Here is a 22747-nt window from a genome sequence, read left to right on the forward strand (position 1 = left end):
CGGCCCTGGGCGGACGAAGACGCCGGACCGACACCGACTTGGTTCGCAGCATGCTCACGGAAGCAATTCCGGTCGCGGTTCGCCCTGCAAGTAGCCCAACGAGCTTAGGAAACGGTCGGCTTCCAGGAGAGTTTCGCGGAATGCGCGATTGTCGCCCCGACCGAAGTTGAAGAACCCGTGGTCGAAGCCGGGCCAGATTTTCAATTCGCAACGATTGCCTTTTTCCTCGGCAGCCTTTTGGAAGTCTCGGGCCCCGGCCAGAAAGCGATCCCGGTCGCCGAAAAACATGATGGCAGGGGGAAGCCCCTCGCGGATGTGGTAGTACGGCAGAATCTCCGTCGCGACGCCCAACTGTCCGGTCGATTGCCTGTCGGGCAGGGCCTTGCCCATCACTGCCGGATTGAAGAGGACCATGGCATCGGGGCGACTGCTGACGGCGAGGTCTTCGCCGGGTTCATCCCAACCGGGCACCACGCCGCAGACGGCGGCGACCATCCCGCCCGCCGATCCTCCCCCCGCCGCCAGCTTGTTCGGGTCGATGCCCAATTCCTCGGCATGCAGACGGATCCAGCGGACGGCGGACTTGCCGTCGCGGAATGATTCCAGCGGGGTGGTACCGTGCCGATTCTTGACGCGGTACTCGGCGGTGACGGCGACCATGCCGCGTTGGCTGAGGTAGCGGCAGTGCGGTTCGAATTGCTTGGGGGAACCGCTCACGAATCCCCCGCCGAAGAAGAACACGATGCCCGGTCGGGGTTCCGCCGGGACGCGGTGATCGGGGAAGAAAACGTAGAGCGAGAGGGAAACATCGTCGATTTTTTTGAAGACGACGACTCGATCCGCCTGAATGTCGCTGTCCGCGGCGATGGCCGACCGACGAGCGGCAGCGTTCCTTCGCGCGGTATCGGCCCCCGCCTCGGAGGCGTGACTTGCGGCGGGTTCGACGGTTGGCAACGGGGAAAAGACGATCAGCGCAGCAACCAGAGTTCTCGCGTACATGGCGGCCTCCCGGAATCGAGATTGAAACAAATTCTCACGATACCCGATTTCCCATGTCTCCCAAAGTCACACCCGGCCCAGTTTATCCACCCGGGCCGTCCAAGCCATCCCCCATTTGGGAAAAAATTCGGTAACTTTGAGTCCCGGACGTGTTTACAATAGAGGGGGGTGTGGTTGCGCGCCTGCCGTCGCAGTTCGGCTCATTCGCGGTCGCCACTGGCGGCAAGGTTCCGCCGACGAGGCGATCATTCCGCACCCGAGTTTTGTTCCCTCCGCGTCTCGGGGCCGATCTTGCGACTTGTTGATGACCGTTGCGGGTTGGGGCGGCGTAGCCGAAACGGCGTCGGGTGCCGGCGGGATGGATTTGCGGGGGAACCGACCGGCCCCGTTCGATACGATGCTTGAGCTTGAGGATTTGCTAGGATGTCCGAATCCAAAAACCGTCGGACGAATCGCGGCCCGCGTCGTTCCGGTTGGATCATCAAGGGTGCACTGCTGGCAATGGGGGCGGTGGCGGTATCCGGGCTGCTCTTTTTGACCTCGTTCCTGCCTAAGTTTTCTTGGGGAGGGACCGGCGAAAAGCCGCTCACCTACCAGGTGGTGCGCGGCGAATTCGTCAGCGAGGTCTTGGAGCGCGGCGACGTGGAGAGCGCCAGCAATGTCGAGATTCGCTGCGAGGTCGAATCGCAGGGCAGCGGCGTGATGATCTTGCGGATCGTTCCGGAGGGGACTTACGTCCAACCCGGCGATTTCCTCGTGGAATTGGATTCGTCCTCGCTGCGCGACCGCTTCACCCAGCAGCAGATCACGGTCGCCAACGCGCGGGCCAATTTGATTCAGGCTCAAAACGTCTTGGATACCGCCCGAATTGCCAAGCAGGAATACCTGGAAGGGCAGTATCGTCAGCAGTTGCTGACGATTCAGATCGAGAACTTCGTGGCTCAGGAGAACAAGCGGCGCGCGGAAGACTATCTCAAGTACAGCCAATCGCTGGCACAGAAGGGCTACATCACCCAGGCCCAATTGGAAGCCGATCGTTTCGCCCTGGAAAGGGCTGAAAAGGATGTGGAGTCCGCACGCACCAAACTGGACGTCTTGGAGCGATTCACCAAGCCCAAGATGCTGAAGCAATTGGACGCCGACATTCAGACGGCGCAGGCCAAACTCGAGGCCCAGCAGCACGCCTTGGACTTGGAAGAGCAGGAGTTGAAGGAGATCGAGGACCAAATCGCCAAGTGCACCATCACGGCGCCGGAGGCCGGCCAAGTGGTCTACGCCAACCAGGTCGGCGTCCGCGGACAAACGGACGTGATCATCCAGGAGGGCGTGCGGGTGCGAGAACGGCAGACCATCATCCGCCTGCCCGACCCCAAGCGGATGCGGGTTAAGACGAAGGTCAACGAGTCGAAGATCGGGCTGGTGTCGGTCGGATTGCCCGCTCAAGTTCAAGTCGACGCCTTGGCCAATCAGGTCTTCGACGGTGAAGTGGTGGACGTGGGCGAATACCCCCTGCCGACCTCGTTTTTCAATTCCAACGTCAAGGACTACGAAGTCATCGTTCGAATCGACAATCCGACGGAGCAGCTTCGGGCGGGATTGACGGCCCAAGTGCGGATCGTTTCGCACCGCGAGCCTGACGTCTTGCAAGTGCCGGTCCAGGCCGTGTTCGAGTTTGCGAGCAAGTTTTATTGCATCGTTTGGGCGGACGACGCCATGAAGCCCGTCGAGGTGGAACTCGGCCCCAGCAACGAAAAGTTCGTGATCGTTCGCAAGGGGTTGGAGGAGAATCAGGAGGTGGTTCTCAACGCGGCGGCCTACCGAGAGAAGGTCGGCATGGCGGAGGAGAGCCTGGTCGTGCAAGCGTCGTCCTCCGGTCCTCCGGTGATTTCCGGTGAGAAGAAGTCGGGCGAAGAAGGCGCGACCGGTCCCGGCGGTACACCTGAAGGCTCGCGAGAGGGCGGGCCGGGTATGGGACCGCCGCGCGGAGGCGAACCGGGGGCGAGCGGACCGCCCGGTGCCGGTATGGGCCGCCAAGGGGAAGGGATGGGTGCCCCAGGCGCCGGTATGGGGCCTCCGGGAGCAGGCATGGGACCGCCGGGCGGCTTTGATCCCGCGATGATCGTCGATCGCATCTTCGACCGCATGGACGCCAACAAGAACGGCAAGATCGACGCCGACGAAATCCCCGAGGATCGCAGGGAACAAATGTTGCAAAACGATTCCGACGGCGACGGGGCGATCTCGAAGGAGGAGATGCGGGCGGGCATGGAAAAAATGCGAGCCTCCGGCGGGTTCGGACCGCCGGGCGGGGGCATGGGGTTCGGCGGGCTTGGACGCGGAGAAGGACGCCGCGGAGGACCGCCCGACGACGCTCGCGGCGATGCCGCCCCGCCGCGCGGTCCCAATTGACCCGGAGTCCCGCAGCATGCAACTGGCAGCCTCGATTCAAAACCTGATCAAGGAATATCGGCTCGGCGGCGAAGTGGTCCGCGCTCTACGCGGCATCTCCTTCGACGTGCCCGAGGGCGATTACGTCGCCATCATGGGCGCTTCCGGTTCGGGAAAGAGCACGCTCCTCAATCTCCTCGGCTGTCTCGATCATCCGACGTCGGGAAGCCTCTTCTTGGGCGACGAGAATATCGCCGACGCGAGCGACGATCGCCTGGCGGAACTGCGAGCCAGTCGCATCGGCTTCGTCTTTCAGTCGTTCAACCTCATTCCGCAGTTGACGGTGCTGGAGAATATCGAAGTGCCCCTGTACTACCAGGGTCGGCTGAGTCGCCGCGACCGCGACCGATGCCGCGAACTGGCCGAATTGGTCGGCTTGGGGGAGCGTTTGAGGCACCGTCCCACGCAGCTTTCCGGCGGGCAGCAGCAGCGCGTGGCCATCGCCCGGGCGCTGGTCAACGATCCCTTCTTCATCCTGGCCGACGAGCCGACCGGCAACTTGGATTCGGCCACCACTGAGGAAATCCTGGCCCTGTTCGATCAGTTGAACGCGGCGGGAAAGACGATCGTGTTGGTCACGCACGAACCGGATGTCGGAAAGCGTGCCCGAAGAATTATCCGTTTGAAGGACGGTCGCATCGAGAGCATGATCGAAAACCCGCCGTCCGCGCGACCCGCGGTCGCCGGCGCTGCGCTCACGCCCTTATCGCAGTCGTAATCCTTGTTTCCCAATCGCCGCTTCGCTTTCGTCGCGTGAACCGACTCCTGCCATGTTGATTTGGATTCGCACGTTTCGCCTGGGCACCAAAAGCCTGATGCTCCATCCCCTGCGGTCCCTCCTGACCGTGCTGGGCATCTTCATCGGCGTGGCCAGCGTCATCTGGCTGTTGGCCATTGGCGAAGGCATCAGTCGCAAGGCGCAAGAGCAGATCGAGAGCCTGGGCGCCACGAACATCATCGTCCGCACGATCAAGCCGCCCTCCGACCAAATCACTTCCACCAGCCTGCTGCTCCAATACGGAATCACCCGTGCCGATTACGAGCGGTTGTCGCAGACCATTCCCACCATCACGCGAGCCATCCGCATTCGCGAATTGCGGCAACGCTTCAGCCGCGGCGGGCACGAGATGGACGGGCGATTGGTGGCCTGCACGCCGGAATACAAAGACATGCTGCGTCTGGAGATGGACCGCGGCCGATTCCTGCAAGACGTCGATTTGGAGCAGGCCAAGAACTATTGCGTTCTGTCGGCGGGCGTGGCGGAAAAGCTGTTTCCCTACGAGGATCCCGTCCACAAGATCATTCGCGTCGAGGAAACCTTCTACGAGGTCGTGGGGGTGTGCAAGCCCAAGATGCCCTCCGCGGGGATCGGCGGTTCCATGGCCGCCCAAGACTTCTCGAGCGACGTGTACATCCCCATCACCACGCTATGGTGGCGGATCGGCGACGTGGTGATCTCTCGCAGGGCCGGGTCGCTGGAAGGCGAAGAGGTGCAGTTGAGCCAAATCACCTTCCAAGTGAACGACGTCAAGAACGTCCTTCCCACCGCGGAAATCATCAAATCTCTGCTGGCCAAGTACCACCGCATGGAGGACTACGGCGTCACCGTCCCCTTGGAATTGCTGGAGCAAGCCCGCATTACGCGCATGATGTTTATGATCTTCATGGGCTTGATCGCCGCGATTTCGTTGCTGGTGGGCGGAATCGGAATCATGAACATCATGCTGGCCACGGTCACGGAGCGGACCCGCGAGATCGGCATCCGCCGCGCCTTGGGGGCCAAACGCCGCGACATCATCCGCCAATTTTTGGTGGAAACGATCGTGCTTTCGACGGTCGGCGGCCTGACGGGCATCTTGGCGGGCTTCACCTGCCCGATCTTTACGTATTTCTTGAAGGCGGGAGTGGAAACGTTCCTGCCCGGCGTGTACGGCGCCCTGCCGGACATCGTGAAGACCATGCACCCGGTCATCGTCCCGGCGTCGTTGCCGCTGGCGTTCGGTATTTCGGTGGCGATCGGCGTGGTGTTCGGCCTGTACCCGGCGCGCCGCGCGGCAAGCATGGACCCCATCGAGGCCCTCCGGCACGAGTGACGCTCGCGCCGCAAAGCAGCGGGGGAACGCCTGCAACAGAGTTGGACGCTGCGGCGTGAACGGTCGAACTCATTCGGCGTCGGGCGAATCGGAAGTCGCTCGCTCGTGGTGCAATCGTCGCGAATCGGCAGCGGCGGGCCGTTATCCCAAGCCGTACTTGGCCAGTTTGTCGCGGAAGGTGGAGGGCTTCATGCCCAAGGCCGCGGCGGCGGCCGACTTGTTTCCTCCCGCATCCCGTAGCGCGGCCTCCAGCAGTTCCCGTTCCGTCTGCTCGATGGTCTCTTGAAAGCTTCCGCCGGCGGGACGTTCGCTCTTCCCGTTGCGGTCCGGCCAGGGGGTGATTTGCGAGCGGATCACGTCCGCCGTGATGTGCTCCGAGCCGAGCAGATACGTGCGTTCCAGGGTGTGGTACAGTTCGCGGATATTGCCCGGCCAATCGTGCTCCATCAACGCGGCCACGGCGTCCGGTTCGATGCGGAACGACCGATCCTTGGCGATGCGCCGCAGGAGGTGCTCCGCCAAGGCCGGGATGTCTTCCTTTCGTTCCCGCAGCGGCGGGATGCAGATTCGCAGCACATCCAAGCGATAGTACAAGTCCTGCCGAAACGTGCCCTCGCCCACCTTTTCCAGCAGGTTCTTCTTGGTCGAGGCGATGATCCGGACGTCGGCCTGGACCAACTCCGTGCCGCCGACGCGTTCGAAGACCTTTTCCTCGATGGCCCGCAGCAGCTTGGCTTGGTGTTCCAGGGGGATGTCGTCCACGTCGTCGAGGTAGAGCGTGCCGCCTTGGGCCGACTCGAATCGACCGATCCGCCGCTGTTCCGCCCCCGTGAAGGCGCCGCGCTCGTGCCCGTAGAGTTCGCTTTCGATGAGATGCGAGGGGAACAGTGTGCATCCGACCTTGACGTAGGGCTTTTCACGGCGGTGCGAATGCCGGTGGATGGTTTGCGCGATGAGGTCCTTGCCGACCCCGGTTTCGCCCCACAGCAGCACGTTGGCGTCCGTCCGCGTGCAGATTTCGATCATCTTCTTGACGCGGCTCATGGCGGCGGAACGGCCGATCAATTCGCGATCGACCTCGGCGCCGACCGGCTCGGACGCCGGGGTGCGGGCGGACGTCGGCCCACGCTTCTCTTCCAGTCGCGCCAGCAGGGGGAACAAGTCCTCGTTGCGGAAGGGTTTCGTGATGAAATCGTACGCCCCCGCCTTCATCGACTCGACCGCCAATTGAATGCTGCCGTAGGCGGTCATCATGATGACCTCGGTGGCGGGAGCCTGTTCGCCCTGTTTGATGCGACGGAGCAGCTCCAAACCGTCCATGCGGGGCATCTTCACGTCCGCCACGACTACGTCGAAAGGTCGGCCGCGGAGTCGCTCCAGGGCCTCCTCGCCGTCGGCCGCGGTATCCACCTCGTGCCCTTGGGCGGCCAAATCGTCCGCCAAAGTCACGCGCTTGATCTTTTCGTCATCGACGATCAGGATTCTCATGGCTTATGGTCGGGTTCGCGATAGGCGTTCAAGACGACGGTGAAGGTGGTGCCTTGTCCCAGGGCGCTGCGGACGTCGATCCGACCGCCCATTTCGGAAATCATCATGCGACACAGGCCAAGGCCCAGGCCGGTTCCGCCCGCCTCCGCCCGCGTCGTAAAAAACGGCTCGAAGATGCGTTCCAAATTGACGCGCGGAATCCCCACGCCCGTGTCGATCACGTCGATCGCCACGGAGTTCATCTGGTCGTCGTCCTGGGTTCCCAGGGCCCGCGTGCGGACGGTCAGCGTGCCTCCGTCGGGCATGGCGGCCAGGGCGTTGGTGCACAGATTGAAGACGATCTCTTGAATGGTGTACATGTCGCCCAACACCGGCGGCACCCGGCGAAGGTCCTTTTCGACGCGGATGTCGTCTCCGATGCGCGGGCCGAGCATGGCCAAGGTGCCCTCCACCGCGGCGTTGACGTCGGTCTTTCCCAGGACCACGCCCCGGGGTTGGGCGAAGGCCTGCACTCGCTTGGCTGTTCGCTCGATCCGCTCCAGGGCCTCGGTCATCAATTGCACGTACTCGGTCAACCGGGGATTGTCCTTGACCCCTTCGCCGATGCGACGAAGGCAGTTTTGGACGCCGTCGAGAGGGTTGGCGATTTGATGGGCGATACCGGCCACCAATTGTCCGATGCCGAGCATCTTTTCCTTCTGCCGCAATTCCGCGTGCGCGCGATCGACGTAGCGGCGGATGGAAGTCGTGAAATAGACGGCCATCCAAATGCTGCTGGTGACCGCCAGATAGACGCCCAGCACTTGCAATCCATGCAAAGGCTGGTCGGCGCCCGACCCGTAACGCAACGGAAAGCGAGGCAGTCGGCCCGAGTACTCGGCGAACATCACCAACCCCAGCAGCACCGTCGCCGCGCCCGCCGCCTGGAACGGCCGATAGCCCCGCAGATACATCCCCGCAATGATCATGTGGAACACGTAATAGATGATGAAGGGATTCCGCGTGATGTCGGAGAAATACAGCAGCAGCGTCAGCGACGCCAAATCCAGGATGACCTGGGCGAAGATGCTGTCCTCCGGTCGCAGGGGTTGTAACGGGTTGTTTTCCCAAAGCAGCCAGGCAAAGGCCAGGTTGTACAACAGGAGGAAGGTCCCCACGGCGAAGATGGGAGCGGCCGATTCGAGGACACCCAAGACGTAGGATGCCAGGTAACCGGCGAGAAACACGCCCGCCGCCGCAATCCACCGCAGCCGAATCAGCCAAAGGGCGCCTTCCGGGGGTAGTTTCATGGGGACGAGCGAGGTCTTCGGGGCTGGATTCGATTCTCCGGCGGGACGGCGCCGCTTCCGCACCTGAGGCGAGGCATGCTCGGCTGCGAATCGGGCAAAGTCCGTCCTTTGGCCCGTCGCGCACCGGCACCGCCGATCTCGTCTATTGTATCAGCCCGATGGGAATCCGGCACGCGGGCACGTCGCAATTCGCGCGGCGGTACCGGGAGCATCGGCGCATCCACCACCAGCTTACGCTGGTGGCTCTATTTTCCGCGCATGGGAGCCTCGGGCGTAAGCCCGAGGTGGAAAGGCGGTGCATCCACCACCAGCTAACGCTGGTGGCTCTTGTTTCTCGATTGGAGTGGGCGGTGGGGGCCGAGGGGCTGCCAAACGCAAAACGGCGGCACGACCGCAAGGATCGCACCGCCGTCGAAGTCAGGGTTGAATCAGGGATGACCCGGGGAAAACCCTCCCCGAGCGGGAAACGCTCAGAACCAGCCCAAGGCGGCCAAGCTGTAGCGGACGGCCAAGCCCGCCACCACCACGCTCACCATGCTCATCAGCTTGATGAGGATGTTGAGGCTGGGGCCGCTGGTATCCTTGAACGGGTCGCCCACGGTATCGCCGACGACGGCGGCCTTGTGGGCGTCGGTGCCCTTGCCGCCGAAGGCGCCGCGCTCGATGTGCTTTTTGGCGTTGTCCCAGCTACCGCCGGCATTGGCCATGAACACGGCGATGCAGAAACCGGCCGACAGGGCGCCCATCAACAGGCCCATCACGCCCGCCACGCCCAACAGCAGCGCCACGATCACCGGCGTCACCAGTCCCAGCACCGAGGGCACGATCATCTCGCGCTGGGCGGCCTGGGTGCTGATCCGCACGGGACCGGCGTAGTCGGGCTTGTCGGTGCCCTCCATGATGCCGGGCTTTTCGCGGAACTGCCGCCGCACCTCCTCCACCATGCGGTAGGCGGCGCGGCCCACGGCCTTCATGGTCAAGGCGCTGAACAGGAACGCCGCCATGGCGCCGATCAGCACGCCGACCAAGACCTTGGGATTCATGAGGTGGGCCTCATAGTAATTGGCGAAGTCCGGCATGGTTGCCCGATCCACGCGAACCAGCGGAGCTTTGGTCTTGGTGAACTGCAAGCGTTCACGCTTCAGCCCTTTCGCCTCGTCGGTGAAATTCTCCAGCATATCCGGCGGGATAGAAACGGGACCTTTGGTCGCGTCCAGTTTCTTCCAGTCGTCGGCGATGCTGGGATCGGCGGCGACGGACGGGAAGACCAGGTAGCCGTAAATCTTGGGCTTGCCGGACGCATCCTTCTCTGTTTTGCTGACTTCGCCTACGAAACGGTCGGAGAGCTTGTACAGTCCCGGTTCGGCCGAGACCAAGGCCGAGTGCGACCAGCGATCGAAGCCGACGCGGACCTCTTCCACGTAGGCGGCCAAGAGGGCCAGGGCGGTGAGCGCGGCGGAACCGATGGCGAAGCCCTTGCCGGTCGCCGCCGTCGTGTTGCCCAAGCTGTCCAGGGCGTCGGTGCGTTGGCGAACTTCGGGCGGCAGGTGCGACATCTCGGCGTTGCCGCCGGCGTTGTCGGCGATCGGACCGTAAGCGTCGGTGGCCAGCGTGATGCCCAGCGTGCTGAGCATGCCGACCGCGGCGATGCCCACGCCGTAAAGCCCCATGGCGAACCAGGTGACGTCGGCGAAGTTGCCTTGCGCGGCGAAACCGAAGGCCAGCAGCGTGGCCACGCTGACCACGATCACCGGAGCCCAGGTGCTCTTCATGCCGTCGGCGATGCCGCCGATGATGACGGTGGCGGGGCCGGTCAGGGCCTGCTCGGCCAACTTCTTGGTCGGAGTGTATTCGTCGCTGGTGGCGTATTCGGTCCACTTACCGATCAACCAACCGGCGATCAGGCCGGTGATCACACTCAGCGAGACCGTCCAGAAGTCCGGCATCAGCCAGAAGGTGAAGATGAAAGTGACCACGACGATGGCCGCCGTGGAGAGGTTGATGCCGCGGGCGAGCGCCTTGAGCAGGGTCCGCTGGGTGGCGTCCTCATCGGATCGCACGGCGTAGATGCCGAGGATCGAGAGGAGGATGCCCACGCCCGCCAAGACGATCGGCAGGAACATCGCGCTGAGCTGATAGTTCAGCCTGGCGGCGTCCAGCGAGAGAGAGCCGGCGGAGATCTTTTCGAGCACGGAGGCGGGTAGCAATTCGCCGGTGGCGAAAGCCGCCACGCCCAAGGCCGCGGTGGCCAGAATCGAACCGCAGTAGGACTCGTACAGGTCGGCGCCCATGCCCGCCACGTCGCCCACGTTGTCGCCCACGTTGTCGGCGATGACGGCGGGGTTGCGGGGATCGTCTTCGGGGATGCCGGCTTCGACCTTACCCACCAGGTCGGCGCCGACGTCGGCGGCCTTGGTGAAGATACCGCCGCCCACACGAGCGAACAACGCCTGGCTGCTGGCACCCATGCCGAAGCAAAGCATGGTCACCGTGATCTGTTCCAGCGACATGGCATAGCCCAACCAGTACACGACCCAGTACAGGATCGCGAACCAGAGGCAGATGTCCAACAGGCCCAAGCCGACCACCGTCAGGCCCATCACGGCCCCGCTGCGGAAGGCCACGCGAAGGCCGTCGTTGAGCGACTTGCGGCAACCTTGCGCGGTGCGACTGCTGGCCCAGGTGGCGGTCTTCATGCCGAACCAACCGGCCAACCCGGAGAAGAAACCGCCGGTCAAAAAGGCGAACGGCACCCAGGTGCTCTGGGCGTGCAAGCCGAAGGCCGCGATGGCCAGCAGGATGAAGATCACCAGGAAGAACAACGCCACGATCTTGTACTGCTGGTACAAGTAGGCGTTGGCGCCCTCGCGGACGTACCCGGCGATCTCTTCCATGCGGTCATCGCCCTTTTCCGAGGCCATCATCTCCTGGAAGAACTTCCAGGCGAAAAAGAGGCCGACGACCGATCCGGCCAGGCCGATGACCCAGGGGAAGAAAATCCACCAACTCGACCCGGTCGGGGCGACGCTCTCCGCGACGGCTTCCTCAGCCGACGCCGCGGCGCCGAACCCGCAGGTCACCGCGAAGACCGCGGTCGCCGCGAGCAGAGCAAGCCCGCGACCAAACCATGCACTCCATTTTCCGGCTGTCATAGAGACCCTCACTTTTTCCCAACGTTTCCACGGAATGTCCAAACCTCACGGAACGCATACCCGGCGGAAGGCGGGATGCCGCCCGCGGGGATTCCCGTACGCCCGTCCCCCCAACGCCAACGGCAAGAGTCTCGGTTCCCGATCCCGGAACCGGCGATGGTGTGTGCCATCCTTTTCCGCCGTCATCGGCTTCCGTACTCGTTTTCCGACCTTTTAGGCCGCCGTTTCGTCCGCGAATTCCGCCGGCCGAGGCGTTTTTCGTCTGTTGCTAATGTGATGCGGCAAGCGGTTGGCCGAAAAAGATCGGGTGACGCCCTGGGCGTTCACTTCGGCGAGGCACACGACAGACAAAACTAGCAGTTTAGCGGAGGGGCTTCATCTGTGTCAACAATAGCTTGCGCGACTTGCATTGCACGCCGTAGCTGCTTGAACGCCGCGGTTTCCCTAGATTTCCAGCCCCGAGAATCGTCACGACCTTCCATTTCGCAAGAAACCGAACACCATCGTTTTGCCGCACAACATGAAGCGGCGGCGGAAAGGGCTTGTCCTCATTTGGTGGGGGGTGTGGTGGGAACTATTGCCGGTCGCGCCTCGTCCAAAGTCGGGAGGGTTACCGCCCGACCTCGGTAAGCCGGCTAAATTCGCAAGCACGGCGGTTTTTGCGTTGCTTTTCCCGGTTTTCGGATTACTCTGGATAAGTAGGTCTTGCGAGCGCGCTCGTCCGTGCGGCCGCGGTTCGTGCTTTTTGGAGGAATTTTCGCATGTGTCGCTCCGTTTTGCGGATCGTCTGTCTGGTCGGTGCCTTCCTTTTCGGCGTGTTCATTTCGTGGTTTGCCGGGTTGGACCAAGCCCCGGGAGCGGAGCCTAAGAAAGAGGCCCCGGTCGCCGAAAGCGTCGATCTCTTCGCAGCCATCCAGCAAGGTATGGTGGAAGTCAAACTGATCGCCAAGGATTCCACCGAGTGCAACGTCCGCGTCAAGAATAAGACCGATAAGCCGCTGAGCATTCGACTGCCCGAAGCCTTTGCAGGCGTGCCGGTCCTGGCGCAACTCGGCCTCGGAGGCGGCGGCCTCGGCGGTGGTCTCGGCGGCGGATACGGCGGCGGATACGGCGGCGGCGGTTACGGCGGTGGAGGAGCCCAAGGCTTCGGCGGCGGGTTCGGCGGCGGCGGACTGGGCGGCTACGGGGGCGGCGGATACGGCGGCGGCGGTTTCGGCGGCGGTATGTTCAACGTCCCGCCCGAGGTCGTCGTACAGGCCAAGGTCCCCATCGTTTGCCTCGACCACGGCAAGCAGGATCCCAATGCCCACGTCCAGTACGAGATTCGTCCGCTGGAGGATTATGCCAAGAAGCCGGATGAGGTCCGCGAGGTCTTGAAGTTGATGGCCAACGGTCAGATTCCGCAGCGTGTCGCCCAAATCGCCGCCTGGCACTACAACAACGGCATGAGTTTCGAGGAATTGGCGGCCAAGACGATCCGCTCGGCCATCGGCCTGCGTCGTCCGTACTTCTCGCCCGCCGAGATTCAAGCCGCTTTGCGGGTCGTCAGCCTGACGAATCAAGTCGTGATGAACAACCGAGCCAAGTCCAAGCCGGCGGAGGTCTCGCCGGGGGAAACGGCCACCTCCTTGAACCCGTAAGCCCACCGGGGGCCGCGACGGTGCTTTCGCTGCCGCCGCGACCCTTCGTCGATTCGCCTTCCACGATCGGGGACGCGGACTTCCGCGTCCCCTCGTCTTGCGCCGCTTCAAGCATCGACGCCCGTCTCGCGCCGGAGGCGTGCGACGCACCCGGCATCCCGCGGACGTGGGGCGTCAAGCCCTCGTTCCCGGACGTATGCTAAACTTTCTCATTGACGTCGCGGACGCATCGACGTCACACGACCGCGATTTGAACCGGCGCACACCCGGGCAAGGCTTTTCCGCCGGGGAACGACTCAGCGCTCGGACGAAACAAGGCGCGGAAACGCGTGGTGATTCATTGGGATGGGGACGTTGCCAGGAGCTTGCCATGGGCTTTCAAGACCTCGAAGCCAAGATTCGCGACAAAAAGGCCGTGATCGGCGTGATCGGTTTGGGGTATGTGGGATTGCCGCTGCTGCGGGCCTTCATCAAATCCGGTTACTCCGCCCTGGGCTTCGATATTGATCCGGAAAAGGTCCGACTCTTGAACGCCGGCAAGAGCTACATCGGGCATATCCCTTCGGAATGGATCGCCGAGTGGTTGGCCGCCGGAAAGTTCGAGGCCACCAATGATATGGCCAGGCTTTGCGAACCGGACGCCGTCTTGATTTGCGTGCCCACCCCGCTGAACGAAAGCCGCGACCCCGACTTGCAGTACATCGAACAAACGACCGTCGCCATCAGCAAGGCGCTGCGACGCGATCAATTGGTGGTTTTGGAAAGCACCACCTATCCCGGCACCACCCGCGAGGTCATGCTGCCCATCCTGGAAGACACCGGCCTGAAAGTCGGGGAGGACTTCTTCCTGGCCTTCAGCCCGGAGCGAGAGGACCCCGGCAACCCGGACTTCTCGGCCGAGCGGATTCCCAAGGTGGTCGGCGGAATCGAGCCGAAGAGCACCCGCCTGGCCACGGCCTTGTACGGGAACGCCGTGGTGCGGGTGGTGGAGGTGGGCAGCGCCGAGGTCGCCGAGGCCTGCAAGATCCTGGAAAACACCTACCGCGCCGTCAACATCGCCATGATCAACGAGTTGAAGGTGCTCTTTCAGCGTTTGGGGATCGACGTTTGGGAGGTGATCGAGGCGGCCAAGACCAAGCCCTTCGGTTTTCAGCCGTTTTATCCCGGCCCGGGATTGGGCGGGCATTGCATCCCCATCGACCCGTTCTACCTCAGTTGGTTGGCCCGGCGCCAGGGCATGCCCACCCGTTTCATCGAACTGGCCGGTGAAATCAACACCTCCATGCCGGAGTACGTCATCCAGCGCCTCACCGAGGCCCTCAACGAGCACCGCAAGCCCGTCAAGGGAAGCAAGATTTGCGTCTTGGGCGCAGCCTACAAGAAGGACGTGGACGACCCGCGCGAAAGCCCCTCCTTCGAATTGATGCAATTGCTCTTGTCGAAGGGCGCCGAGGTCAGTTACAACGATCCTCACATTCCCAAGTTGCCGCGGATGCGGCACTATCGGGTTCCCCCCATGACCAGTCGCGAATTGACGGCGGAGTTCCTGGCGGAACAGGATTGCGTCCTGATCGCCACCGATCACTCGGCCTACGACTACGACTTCATCGTCCAGCACGCGCCGTTGATCGTCGATACCCGTAACGCCACGAAAAACGTCCGGGAACATCGCGAGAAGATTTGGAAGGCCTAGAGGACGGGGAACGGCCGCGGGGCTTGGACCGCGAGCATGGCGGGCCCGGCATCCTTTTTCGTGACGGAATGACGCGGTATGCCGAAACGCTATTTGGTGACGGGCTGCGCAGGCTTCATCGCGGCCAGGGTGTGCGAACTGCTGCTCGACGCCGGGCACGCCGTGGTCGGTTGGGACGAATTGAACGATGCGTACGATCCCAGCCTCAAGGAATGGCGACTGGCGCGACTCCGCGATCGGTCGGGCTTCTCTTTTTGTCGCATCGACGTCTCGCAGGCGGAGGCCGTCCGGGAATGGTTCGCCCGCGGCGCCCCGGACGCCCCCATACCGTCGGCCGACCGTCCGCCTTACGACGCGGTAATCAACCTCGCCGCGCGGGCGGGAGTGCGTGCCAGTGTGGCGCGGCCCGACATCTATTATCAAGCCAACTGCATCGGCACCCTGGTCCTGCTGGAACAGTGCCGAACCGCCGCGGTCCGGAAATTCATCCTGGCCTCGACCTCCAGCCTGTACGGCGCCCATAACCCCGTCCCTTATCGGGAGGATGCCGATACGGACCGCCCGCTGTCGCCCTACGCGGCCTCGAAAAAAGCGGCCGAGACCCTGGCCTACACTTACCACTACCTGCACGGCCTGGATGTCACCGTGTTCCGCTATTTCACGGTGTACGGTCCTGCCGGTCGGCCCGATATGAGCATCTTTCGCTTCGTCCGCCAAATCAGCGAGGGCGAACCGATCACCGTCTTCGGCGACGGTTCGCAACGCCGCGATTTCACATACGTGGACGACATCGCGCGGGGTACCGTGGCAGGCCTGAAAGAGGTGGGATACGAAGTCATCAATCTGGGAGGCGACCGTTCCGTCCCGCTCTCGTTCGTGATCGAAGAGATTTCCAGGCAGTGCGGGCGAGAGGCTTGCATCGAATATCGTCCCGCGCACCCCGCCGACGTGCCCGCCACCTGGGCCGACGTCGCCAAGGCCCGATCGCTCCTCGATTGGAACCCGGAAATTCCGATCGAGGAGGGGATCCGTCGCTGCATCGCGTGGTATCGGGAACACCGCGAAACGATGCGGCACATCCGCCTGTAGCCGATGGCCTGAAACACGCCGTGCCCGCCTCTTCCACCGCTAGCTCACGCTAGCGGCTCCTCTCAAAAAACACCATTTCTAGAGCCGCCGGCGTAAGCCGGCGGTGGCGCTGGTTTCGATCGTGAATAATTAGAGCCACCAGCGTAAGCTGGTGGTGGTGGCGGTGGTACGCGCGCCGCCGGTGATGGTACGCGCGGCGCCGGCGGTGGTACCGCCGGGGCGGGGCGACCTCAGCCCGTGGACACGGTCTGGCGGACCTTGAACCGGCCGACCAGGTCGCGGAGGGCGGTCGATTGGGCGCCCAACTCCTCGCTGCTGGAGGCCAACTCCTCGCTGCCCGCCGCCGCCTGCTCCACCACTTGGCTGATGTTCTGGATCGCCTTGGAGACCTCCTCCGCCGTGCCCGCCTGCTGCACCGTGGCCGAGGCGATCTCGGAAATCTTGCCCGCCGTGGTCTGGATGCCCTCCACGATCTTCTGGAAGGCCTCGCCCGTCTGCTGGCTCAACTCCGCGCCTTCCTCCACGCGGGCGGTGGATTCGCGGATCAGCTTGGTGATCTCGCCCGCCGCCTGATTGGACCGCTCGGCCAACTTGCGGACCTCATCCGCGACGACGGCGAAGCCCATCCCATGCTCGCCCGCCCGGGCGGCCTCGATCGCCGCGTTCAGGGCCAACAGATTGGTCTGGCCGGCAATCTCGGAAATGACCTGGATGATCTCCGCGATCTGCTGCGAACTGCCGCGAATGAGCTGCATGGCCTCGATCGACTTGTTGACGGCCTGCCCGCCGCCGTCCGCCAACTGAGCGGCTTCCCGGGCCAAGCGGTTGGCCTCCTCCGCCGCCGCCTTGACCTGTTCCACCACCCTCGCCAATTCCTGCATCGAGGCCGACACCTGCTGCACGCTGGCGCTCTGCTCCTGGGCGCCCGAGGCCAGGCTCTGCGAGGCCTCCGACACCACCCGCGAACCCTCCGTGAACTGCTCAGCGCTGGCTGAAACCTCACGGATGATCTCTTCCAATTTGTCGCAGAAGATGTTGAAGTATCGGGCCAGTTCGCCGATCTCGTCGTGCGAGGCCACCTCCAACCGCTTGGTCAAGTCGCCCTCGCCCTCCGAGACGTCCTTCAGCAGCGCCACGGTCTTCTGCACGGGCCGAATGATGCTCTGGGCCAGGTAGAAGCCCAGGATTCCCGCGAGGATAACGGACGTACCAGCCGCCGCGAGGATACCGCTCATTGCGATTTCAGCTTGAGATTCTCCCTGTCGGACCGTGCCGGCCGAATCTTGCCGGATCCTCTCCGCCAATTGATCCAGCGCACTTTGTGCCGCCTCTTCCTTTTTCTGCGACTCTTCTAGGACCAACTTCTGATATTCGTCTTCGGTCGTTTGAACCTCGGCCGCCTCGGCTGCCAATTGATCCAGCCGCGCGAAGACTTCGTTCTTACTACTCTCCATGGCGGCTAGTGCTTGTTTGGCAGCGTCCGTCTCGCCCGCGGCAACGTGTTGCTTGATCTGTTTGATGGCGGCGTGGAAACGTTGATGCGGATCGAGCGTCTGCTTAACGATCTGCTGCAGCTTGGGATTGGTGCTGTCGAACGCGGCGGCCCATTTCCCGAACGCGCAAGCCGTATGATCTTCCCCTCCTTCAAAAAGATGCCCTTCGAGAACGGCTTGCTGGGTCTTGCCCAGGGCTTCGAAGTGCGCCGCTCGAATGGCCTGTATTTGCGATTGCAAAGTAGCGGGATCGCCAAGGTCCAGGTCCCGGATTCGGCCGCACATCTGGAGTCCCGCGTCCACCGTCTTTCGCCACTCCTCGGCTGCCGTCGAGAATTGCCGCCAAAGCTGATCGGCTTCGGCTGAGTGCGGAAGCGATTCGAAGTTGCGTGCACTTTCCTCGAACTTCTTCTTAGCTTCGTCGATATCGACGAGTTGTTGCTTCCAGACCTCCTCGCTGACTTTTTGCGTCAGAAGAGTCCGCTGCCCGACCTGGATTTCGTGGAAGGCGAGCTTCGCCTCCTCCAACGACTGGACGGAGGGCAAGACGTTGTGAGAAACATCTTGAGCGCAATTTCGCATCAACCGTACCGCCCAGAATCCCGCCGCGCCGACCGCGGCGGTGATCAGGGCCACCAATCCGAACCCGCCCAACAACTTCGCCTTGATGCTCAGATGCGACAACTTCATACGAACGCCCCCAAACCGACGTTGTGCGGAAGGAACCGGAGGGGAGCCTTCGTGGCCCGCGGTTCACGGTATCTCCCGGACGCATCCTGAGTCCGCGACTGAGAAAACTTAGGTCGCGGAAGGGGGCGTGGTGCGGCGGGGCGAAGAAAAAAATCGCTGCGCCTGGGTCCCGGGGACGGGAATCCATCGCGGTTGTAGCGAGAATGCGTGCGATTCCCCCCGCGAGTTTACCGCTAGCGCACGCGAGGCACCTCCAGCTCACGCTGGAGGCTCACGAAAAGTTATTCGCAATCCTAGAGCAAACCACCCGAGAGCCACCAGCGTAAGCTGGTGGTGGTACTCCCGGCGCCGTGATGGCGCTGGTGGTGAATGGTTGACGCTGGGTAGTGGCAAGACACCTCCAGCTCACGCTGGAGGCTCCATTTGCGCTAGCGACTCCCCAAAAAAACGCCATTTCTAGAGCCACCAGCGCAAAAATGGAACCCGCCGGCGATGGCGCCGAGCGGTGCCTTTGGTGGTGAATCGCTCGCGCGACAATGTTATATTGACGACTGGGCTCCGCCTTTTTTACCGCCTTGACGGGAGGGACCGGGACATGAACGAATCGCCTAAATCCAAGCAAACGGAATCGCACGAACCGCTGTTCGCCGCGGAATCCCCCGCCTGGGATCGCGTCGATCGACGCCGTTTTCTGGGCGGGGCTGCGCTGCTGGCCGGCGCGGCCGGCGGAAGGTTGGTGCGGGCGGAATCTCCCACCGACCAACCGGAACCCTTGCGACCGATCGGCAAGGCCCAGGGCATTCATCCCGGGCGCGTGGTCTGGATCCACGATCCCGGCGCGGTCCGTTGGAACGGGCCCCAGGACGGCGTGTGGTGGTCGGGGGAGCACGTCTCGCAACGTCGTGTGGATGCCATGCTGAAAGAGGCCGTTTGCCACGCGGCGGGTGAAAGCGATCCGACCGCCGCTTGGCACCGCATCTTCGCCCATCTCAACCGCAAACGCGGCAAGGGCGATCACGGCTATCGGCCCGGCGAAAAGATTCTAATCAAGCCCAATTGGGTCGGCATGATCTACCGAGAAAACATCGTCGATCCCGAGACGTACCGTTTCATGCGGCGGGAAAACTACATGAACACCTCGCCGCACATGCTGCTGGCGCTGTTGGGGCAATTGATCGACGGGGTGGGCGTGCGTCCCGGCGACATCACGATCTGCGATACGCTGGCCTATTTGGTGCACGAATACTACGACATCCTGCACGGGGCCTATCCCGACGTCCGCTACGAGGACTACGCGGGAAAATTCGGTCGCATTCAGGTCCGCACTTCGGAGGTGCCGCTCTATTGGAGCAACCGTCCGGCGGGCGCCGCCCAAGACTATCTGCCGACCTGTTTCGCCGAGGCCGACTATTTGATCAACTTCGCCAATTTCAAGGCCCACAGCGGGGCGGGCGTGACCTTGTGCGCCAAGAATCATTACGGTTCGCTCGTTCGCTGGCCGGTCCAAGAGGGCTATTACGACATTCACCCCAACTGTTTCTCCAGTGCGTCGGCGATCTATCGACCGTTGGTGGATTTGATCGGGCACGCGCATCTGGGCGGCAAGACGGCGTTGTATCTGATCGACGGTCTGTTCAGCGGCGTGCATCCCAAGGACCCCGAACCGCAGCGGATGCACATCCCGCCCATGGAAGGCCGGTGGTCGTGCAGCTTGTTCGCCTCGCAGGATCCCCTGGCGATCGACTCGGTGGCGTTCGACTTCCTCTGGGCCGAAGGGACGCCCTTCCCGCGGAAAGGCGGGGTGGACGACTATTTGCACGAGGCGGCCTTGGTCGACAACCCGCCTTCGGGGACGTTCTACGATCCCAATCACGCCGAACCTACGGAGCGGTTGGCGAGCCTGGGCGTCCACGAGCACTGGAACAACGTCCGCGAGAAGCAATACTCGCGCAACCTGGGGACCGGCGAAGGCATTGAACTGTTTCCCGTGACGATGTGATTTCCCGCTGCGAGAATCGCCACCCAACGCCGGGGTCGAAACCGCTCGCCGCCCGCGGCAATGGAGTCCCATGTCCGAGCAGGCAAGGTTCAACGCTCAGGCCGGATTCGATGTCGATTCGCTCACCGGAACCGGACCGGAGGATCTTCGCCGCGCGTTCGCCCGGCGGGGCGAATTCGCCGCACTGCTGCGGGCTGTATGGGCGGGCATGGAGCGTCGAGGTTTCTCGGCACCACCGGCGGATGCGGCATGGTCTGGGTTGCAACCCGGCGAGGCGGCGCACGTTTGCCGCCGGGCCGCCCGCTGGGACATCGTTCTCACGGATGATCGCTGCCCGGCCTTCCTCCGCGCCTGCGAAACGGCGTTCGCCTTGTGGGTGAAGTGGACCACGTGGTGCTTGGCGGCCTGCCGCTGGGCGGCTGTCGGCCGACGGTTGCCCGACGACGCATGGGACCGCCCGATCGATCCCGCCGTCTTGGCCGCTTGGGACTCGGCGCGCGGAGAGGATTCGTGCGCGGAAGCCCTGGGATGGGACGCGCCGCTCTTCGCGATCCTCGATCCGGAAGGCTGGTTTTGGGAATACCGCGAGGTCTGGGACGAGGGCTTGGCCGCCGCCGCCCGAGCGTGCATGGTGCGACTGCGCGAGATTGCCGCGCGGCACATCCGCCGCCCAGGCCGGGCGATGTTTTGCGACTGGTGGCGTCCGGCCTACGAGGCCTGTTTTCCCAAATCATTGCGATTGGCCCAGGGCGAATTCTACACGCCGCCGTGGTTGGCGGAGCACGTGTTGCGCGAGGCGGGCTATCCCGATCGGCCCGGCGCGAGCCTTTTGGATCCCTCATGCGGATCGGGTGCCTTTTTGACGGCGGCCCTGCGATTGATCGTGGCGGAGCCTTCGAGGAGCGGTTTGGCGACGGTCCGCCGCGTCCTGGCCGCAGGAACGCTCCGCGGCATCGACCGCCGACCGCTTGCCGTGCTCATGGCCCGGGCGAATTACGTGTCGGCCCTGATCGAGGCATGGACGGCGGAGGGAGATGCCGGGGCGACGCGTGAGCTCCCGCCGATCGAGGCGACGTGGCGCCCGCCCGTCCATCGAGCCGATTTGTGGGACCTGGCGACGCCCGCCGTCGCAGGGAGCGACGGGGCGAGTCGTTTGCCCGCCGACTTCATCCCGCCCGGCGGTTTCGACTTCGTGGTCGGCAATCCGCCGTGGTTGATGTGGGATCGTTTGGAGGACGGCGATCGGCGGCGCTTGCTGCCGATCCTGCAAGCCCTGGGCGGGTTGGAATTGACGGCGCGCGAGTTCCGTCACGGCGGGGCCAAGCGCGACTTGGCGGGCGTCGTGGTTCGTTTCTGCGCGGAGGGACCGGCGGCTGGAAACGGTCGCGTGGCCATGGTGGTGCCGCTCAGTCTGTGGGGCAATCCCGCGGCGGGCCGAGGTTTTCGCCGCTGGGCGTGTTCCGAACCCGAGCGTCTGCGGATCGCGGCGCTCGATGATCTATCCGCGGCGAATGTGTTCCCCGGCACCAATCGGCGAACCGCCATCCTCTACATCACCAAGGGAGGCGATGAATCGCCCGGCACGGCGGTCGTGCGGTATCGCCGCTGGCTTCCGGGGCCGGTCGGCGAGATCGGCGGCGGGGGCAGGCGATCCGCGCGGCGACCGACCGGGCCTCACGGGTTGCGGATCGAGTCGGGAATCGTACCTCTATCGGATCTCGCGCAGCGACCGCCGCTCGGCGCGATCCTGACGCCGGAAATCGCGGAGCTTGTCCGCCGACTGACGGGGACTTGCGAATACACGGCTTATTTGGGGGCCAATACCGGCGGGGCCAACGGCGTCTATTGGCTGCGCGTGCTGGAACGCGACGGACGGATCGTGTGGGTCGAGAACCTGCCGGAGCGAGGACGCCTGCCGATTCCGGCGTGCCGCGTGCGACTGGAGGCGGATTTGCTGTTCCCCTTGCTCCGCTGGCGTAACGTTCGCGCGTATGCGGCGACTCCCGACCTCCATCTGTTGATGGTGCAAGACCCCGAGCGCAGAACGGGCCTGCCAGAGGAAGTGCTGGCCGCCGAGTATCCCCTGACCTACGACTACCTGCGGCGGTTCGAGGAATTGCTGCGACGCCGTGCCGCGTACCGCAAGCTGCAAAGCCGCGGTCCGTGGTATTCGCTGTACAACGTAGGCCGGTACACGCTGGCCCCGCACAAAGTGGTGTGGCGGCGGATGGATCGGCGTGTGCGCGCCGCCGCCGTCGGTCCGCTCGACGACCCGATCCGGGGGCCGCTGCCGATCATTCCCCAAGAGAGTTGCGCTTTCATCCCGGCCGATTCGCCGGAGGAGGCCCGCTACCTGGCCGTACTGCTAAACGGGCCGGGCGCGCGGCTCTTGAGCGCCGTGCAGATGTGCCGGGGCGGCAAGGGCTTCGGTTCCCCCGGCATGATTCGAACGTGGCTCCTGCCGCGCTACCGTGCGGATGATCCTTGCCACCGAGAGGCGGTGCGGGCCTATCCCCACGATGAGGCGGCGTCGCGGGACGCCGACTACGCCGGCGGGGCCGTCCTGGGACTGACGCGCCGAGAGGTCGACCGCATCATCGACGTCCTGGCGGAGTGGGAACGCTGAACGCTCCGACTCACAAGGCCGTTCGTCGCAGGGCGATAGGCCGCCGCT

Annotated in this window: 13 protein-coding genes; 8 read left to right on the forward strand and 5 right to left on the reverse strand. The window is 63.7% G+C overall.

Translation table 11 applies throughout. The annotated features are described in order from the left end of the window. Positions 1-54: 54 nt before the first annotated feature. Positions 55-999 carry an alpha/beta hydrolase gene (locus tag ACYQ6J_RS16020; protein WP_460185198.1) on the reverse strand — a complete coding sequence of 315 codons (945 nt, stop codon included), beginning with the start codon at positions 997-999 and terminating at the stop codon, positions 55-57. Positions 1000-1422: 423 nt separating this feature from the next. On the opposite strand from ACYQ6J_RS16020, the gene ACYQ6J_RS16025 reads away from it, so the two are divergent. From ACYQ6J_RS16025 to ACYQ6J_RS16035, 3 genes are read left to right on the forward strand one after another with little or no spacing between them, the layout of a single operon-like run. Continuing rightward, on the forward strand, positions 1423-3408 hold the full coding sequence (locus ACYQ6J_RS16025) for an efflux RND transporter periplasmic adaptor subunit (RefSeq protein WP_460185199.1): 1986 nt from the start codon (positions 1423-1425) through the stop codon (positions 3406-3408). 16 nt (positions 3409-3424) lie between these two features. After that, positions 3425-4165, forward strand: a complete 741-nt coding sequence (locus ACYQ6J_RS16030) for an ABC transporter ATP-binding protein (RefSeq protein ID WP_460185200.1) — start codon at positions 3425-3427, stop codon at positions 4163-4165. A 52-nt stretch (positions 4166-4217) separates the two neighbouring features. Then, positions 4218-5540 carry an ABC transporter permease gene (locus ACYQ6J_RS16035; protein ID WP_460185201.1) on the forward strand — a complete coding sequence of 441 codons (1323 nt, stop codon included), beginning with the start codon at positions 4218-4220 and terminating at the stop codon, positions 5538-5540. A 141-nt stretch (positions 5541-5681) separates the two neighbouring features. Here ACYQ6J_RS16035 and ACYQ6J_RS16040 read toward each other — a convergent pair whose 3' ends face one another. The 3 genes from ACYQ6J_RS16040 to ACYQ6J_RS16050 form a co-directional block, all read right to left on the reverse strand. Then, a complete protein-coding gene (locus tag ACYQ6J_RS16040; protein WP_460185202.1) occupies positions 5682-7028 on the reverse strand; it encodes a sigma-54-dependent transcriptional regulator in 1347 nt (448 codons plus the stop codon). Continuing rightward, positions 7025-8317 carry a sensor histidine kinase gene (locus tag ACYQ6J_RS16045; protein ID WP_460185203.1) on the reverse strand — a complete coding sequence of 431 codons (1293 nt, stop codon included), beginning with the start codon at positions 8315-8317 and terminating at the stop codon, positions 7025-7027. The genes ACYQ6J_RS16040 and ACYQ6J_RS16045 overlap by 4 nt, the downstream gene beginning before the upstream one ends. Positions 8318-8787: 470 nt before the next feature. Further along, positions 8788-11469: a sodium-translocating pyrophosphatase gene (locus ACYQ6J_RS16050; RefSeq protein WP_460185204.1), complete on the reverse strand. Its 2682-nt coding sequence runs from the start codon at positions 11467-11469 to the stop codon at positions 8788-8790. 761 nt (positions 11470-12230) lie between these two features. Between ACYQ6J_RS16050 and ACYQ6J_RS16055 the strand changes: the two genes are divergently transcribed. The 3 genes from ACYQ6J_RS16055 to ACYQ6J_RS16065 all read left to right on the forward strand — a co-directional run bounded on the left by ACYQ6J_RS16055 (position 12231) and on the right by ACYQ6J_RS16065 (position 15891). After that, positions 12231-13109 (forward strand): hypothetical protein, encoded by an 879-nt coding sequence (locus ACYQ6J_RS16055; RefSeq protein ID WP_460185205.1) that lies wholly within the window; start codon positions 12231-12233, stop codon positions 13107-13109. 370 nt (positions 13110-13479) lie between these two features. Further along, positions 13480-14802, forward strand: coding sequence for a nucleotide sugar dehydrogenase (locus ACYQ6J_RS16060; RefSeq protein ID WP_460185206.1), 1323 nt, complete (start codon positions 13480-13482; stop codon positions 14800-14802). A 78-nt stretch (positions 14803-14880) separates the two neighbouring features. Next, positions 14881-15891: an NAD-dependent epimerase/dehydratase family protein gene (locus ACYQ6J_RS16065; RefSeq protein ID WP_460185207.1), complete on the forward strand. Its 1011-nt coding sequence runs from the start codon at positions 14881-14883 to the stop codon at positions 15889-15891. A gap of 230 nt (positions 15892-16121) precedes the next feature. Here the strand turns inward: ACYQ6J_RS16065 and ACYQ6J_RS16070 are convergent, their stop codons facing one another. Continuing rightward, positions 16122-18074 (reverse strand): methyl-accepting chemotaxis protein, encoded by a 1953-nt coding sequence (locus ACYQ6J_RS16070; protein ID WP_460185208.1) that lies wholly within the window; start codon positions 18072-18074, stop codon positions 16122-16124. Between the two features lie 595 nt (positions 18075-18669). Between ACYQ6J_RS16070 and ACYQ6J_RS16075 the strand changes: the two genes are divergently transcribed. Together ACYQ6J_RS16075 and ACYQ6J_RS16080 are read left to right on the forward strand one after the other, a co-directional pair. Next, positions 18670-20073, forward strand: coding sequence for a DUF362 domain-containing protein (locus ACYQ6J_RS16075; protein WP_460185209.1), 1404 nt, complete (start codon positions 18670-18672; stop codon positions 20071-20073). A gap of 70 nt (positions 20074-20143) precedes the next feature. Continuing rightward, entirely contained in the window at positions 20144-22699 is a 2556-nt protein-coding gene (locus ACYQ6J_RS16080; RefSeq protein WP_460185210.1) for an N-6 DNA methylase, read from the forward strand. Positions 22700-22747: the final 48 nt, after the last annotated feature.

The sequence above is a fragment of the Thermopirellula anaerolimosa genome, from assembly GCF_054657335.1.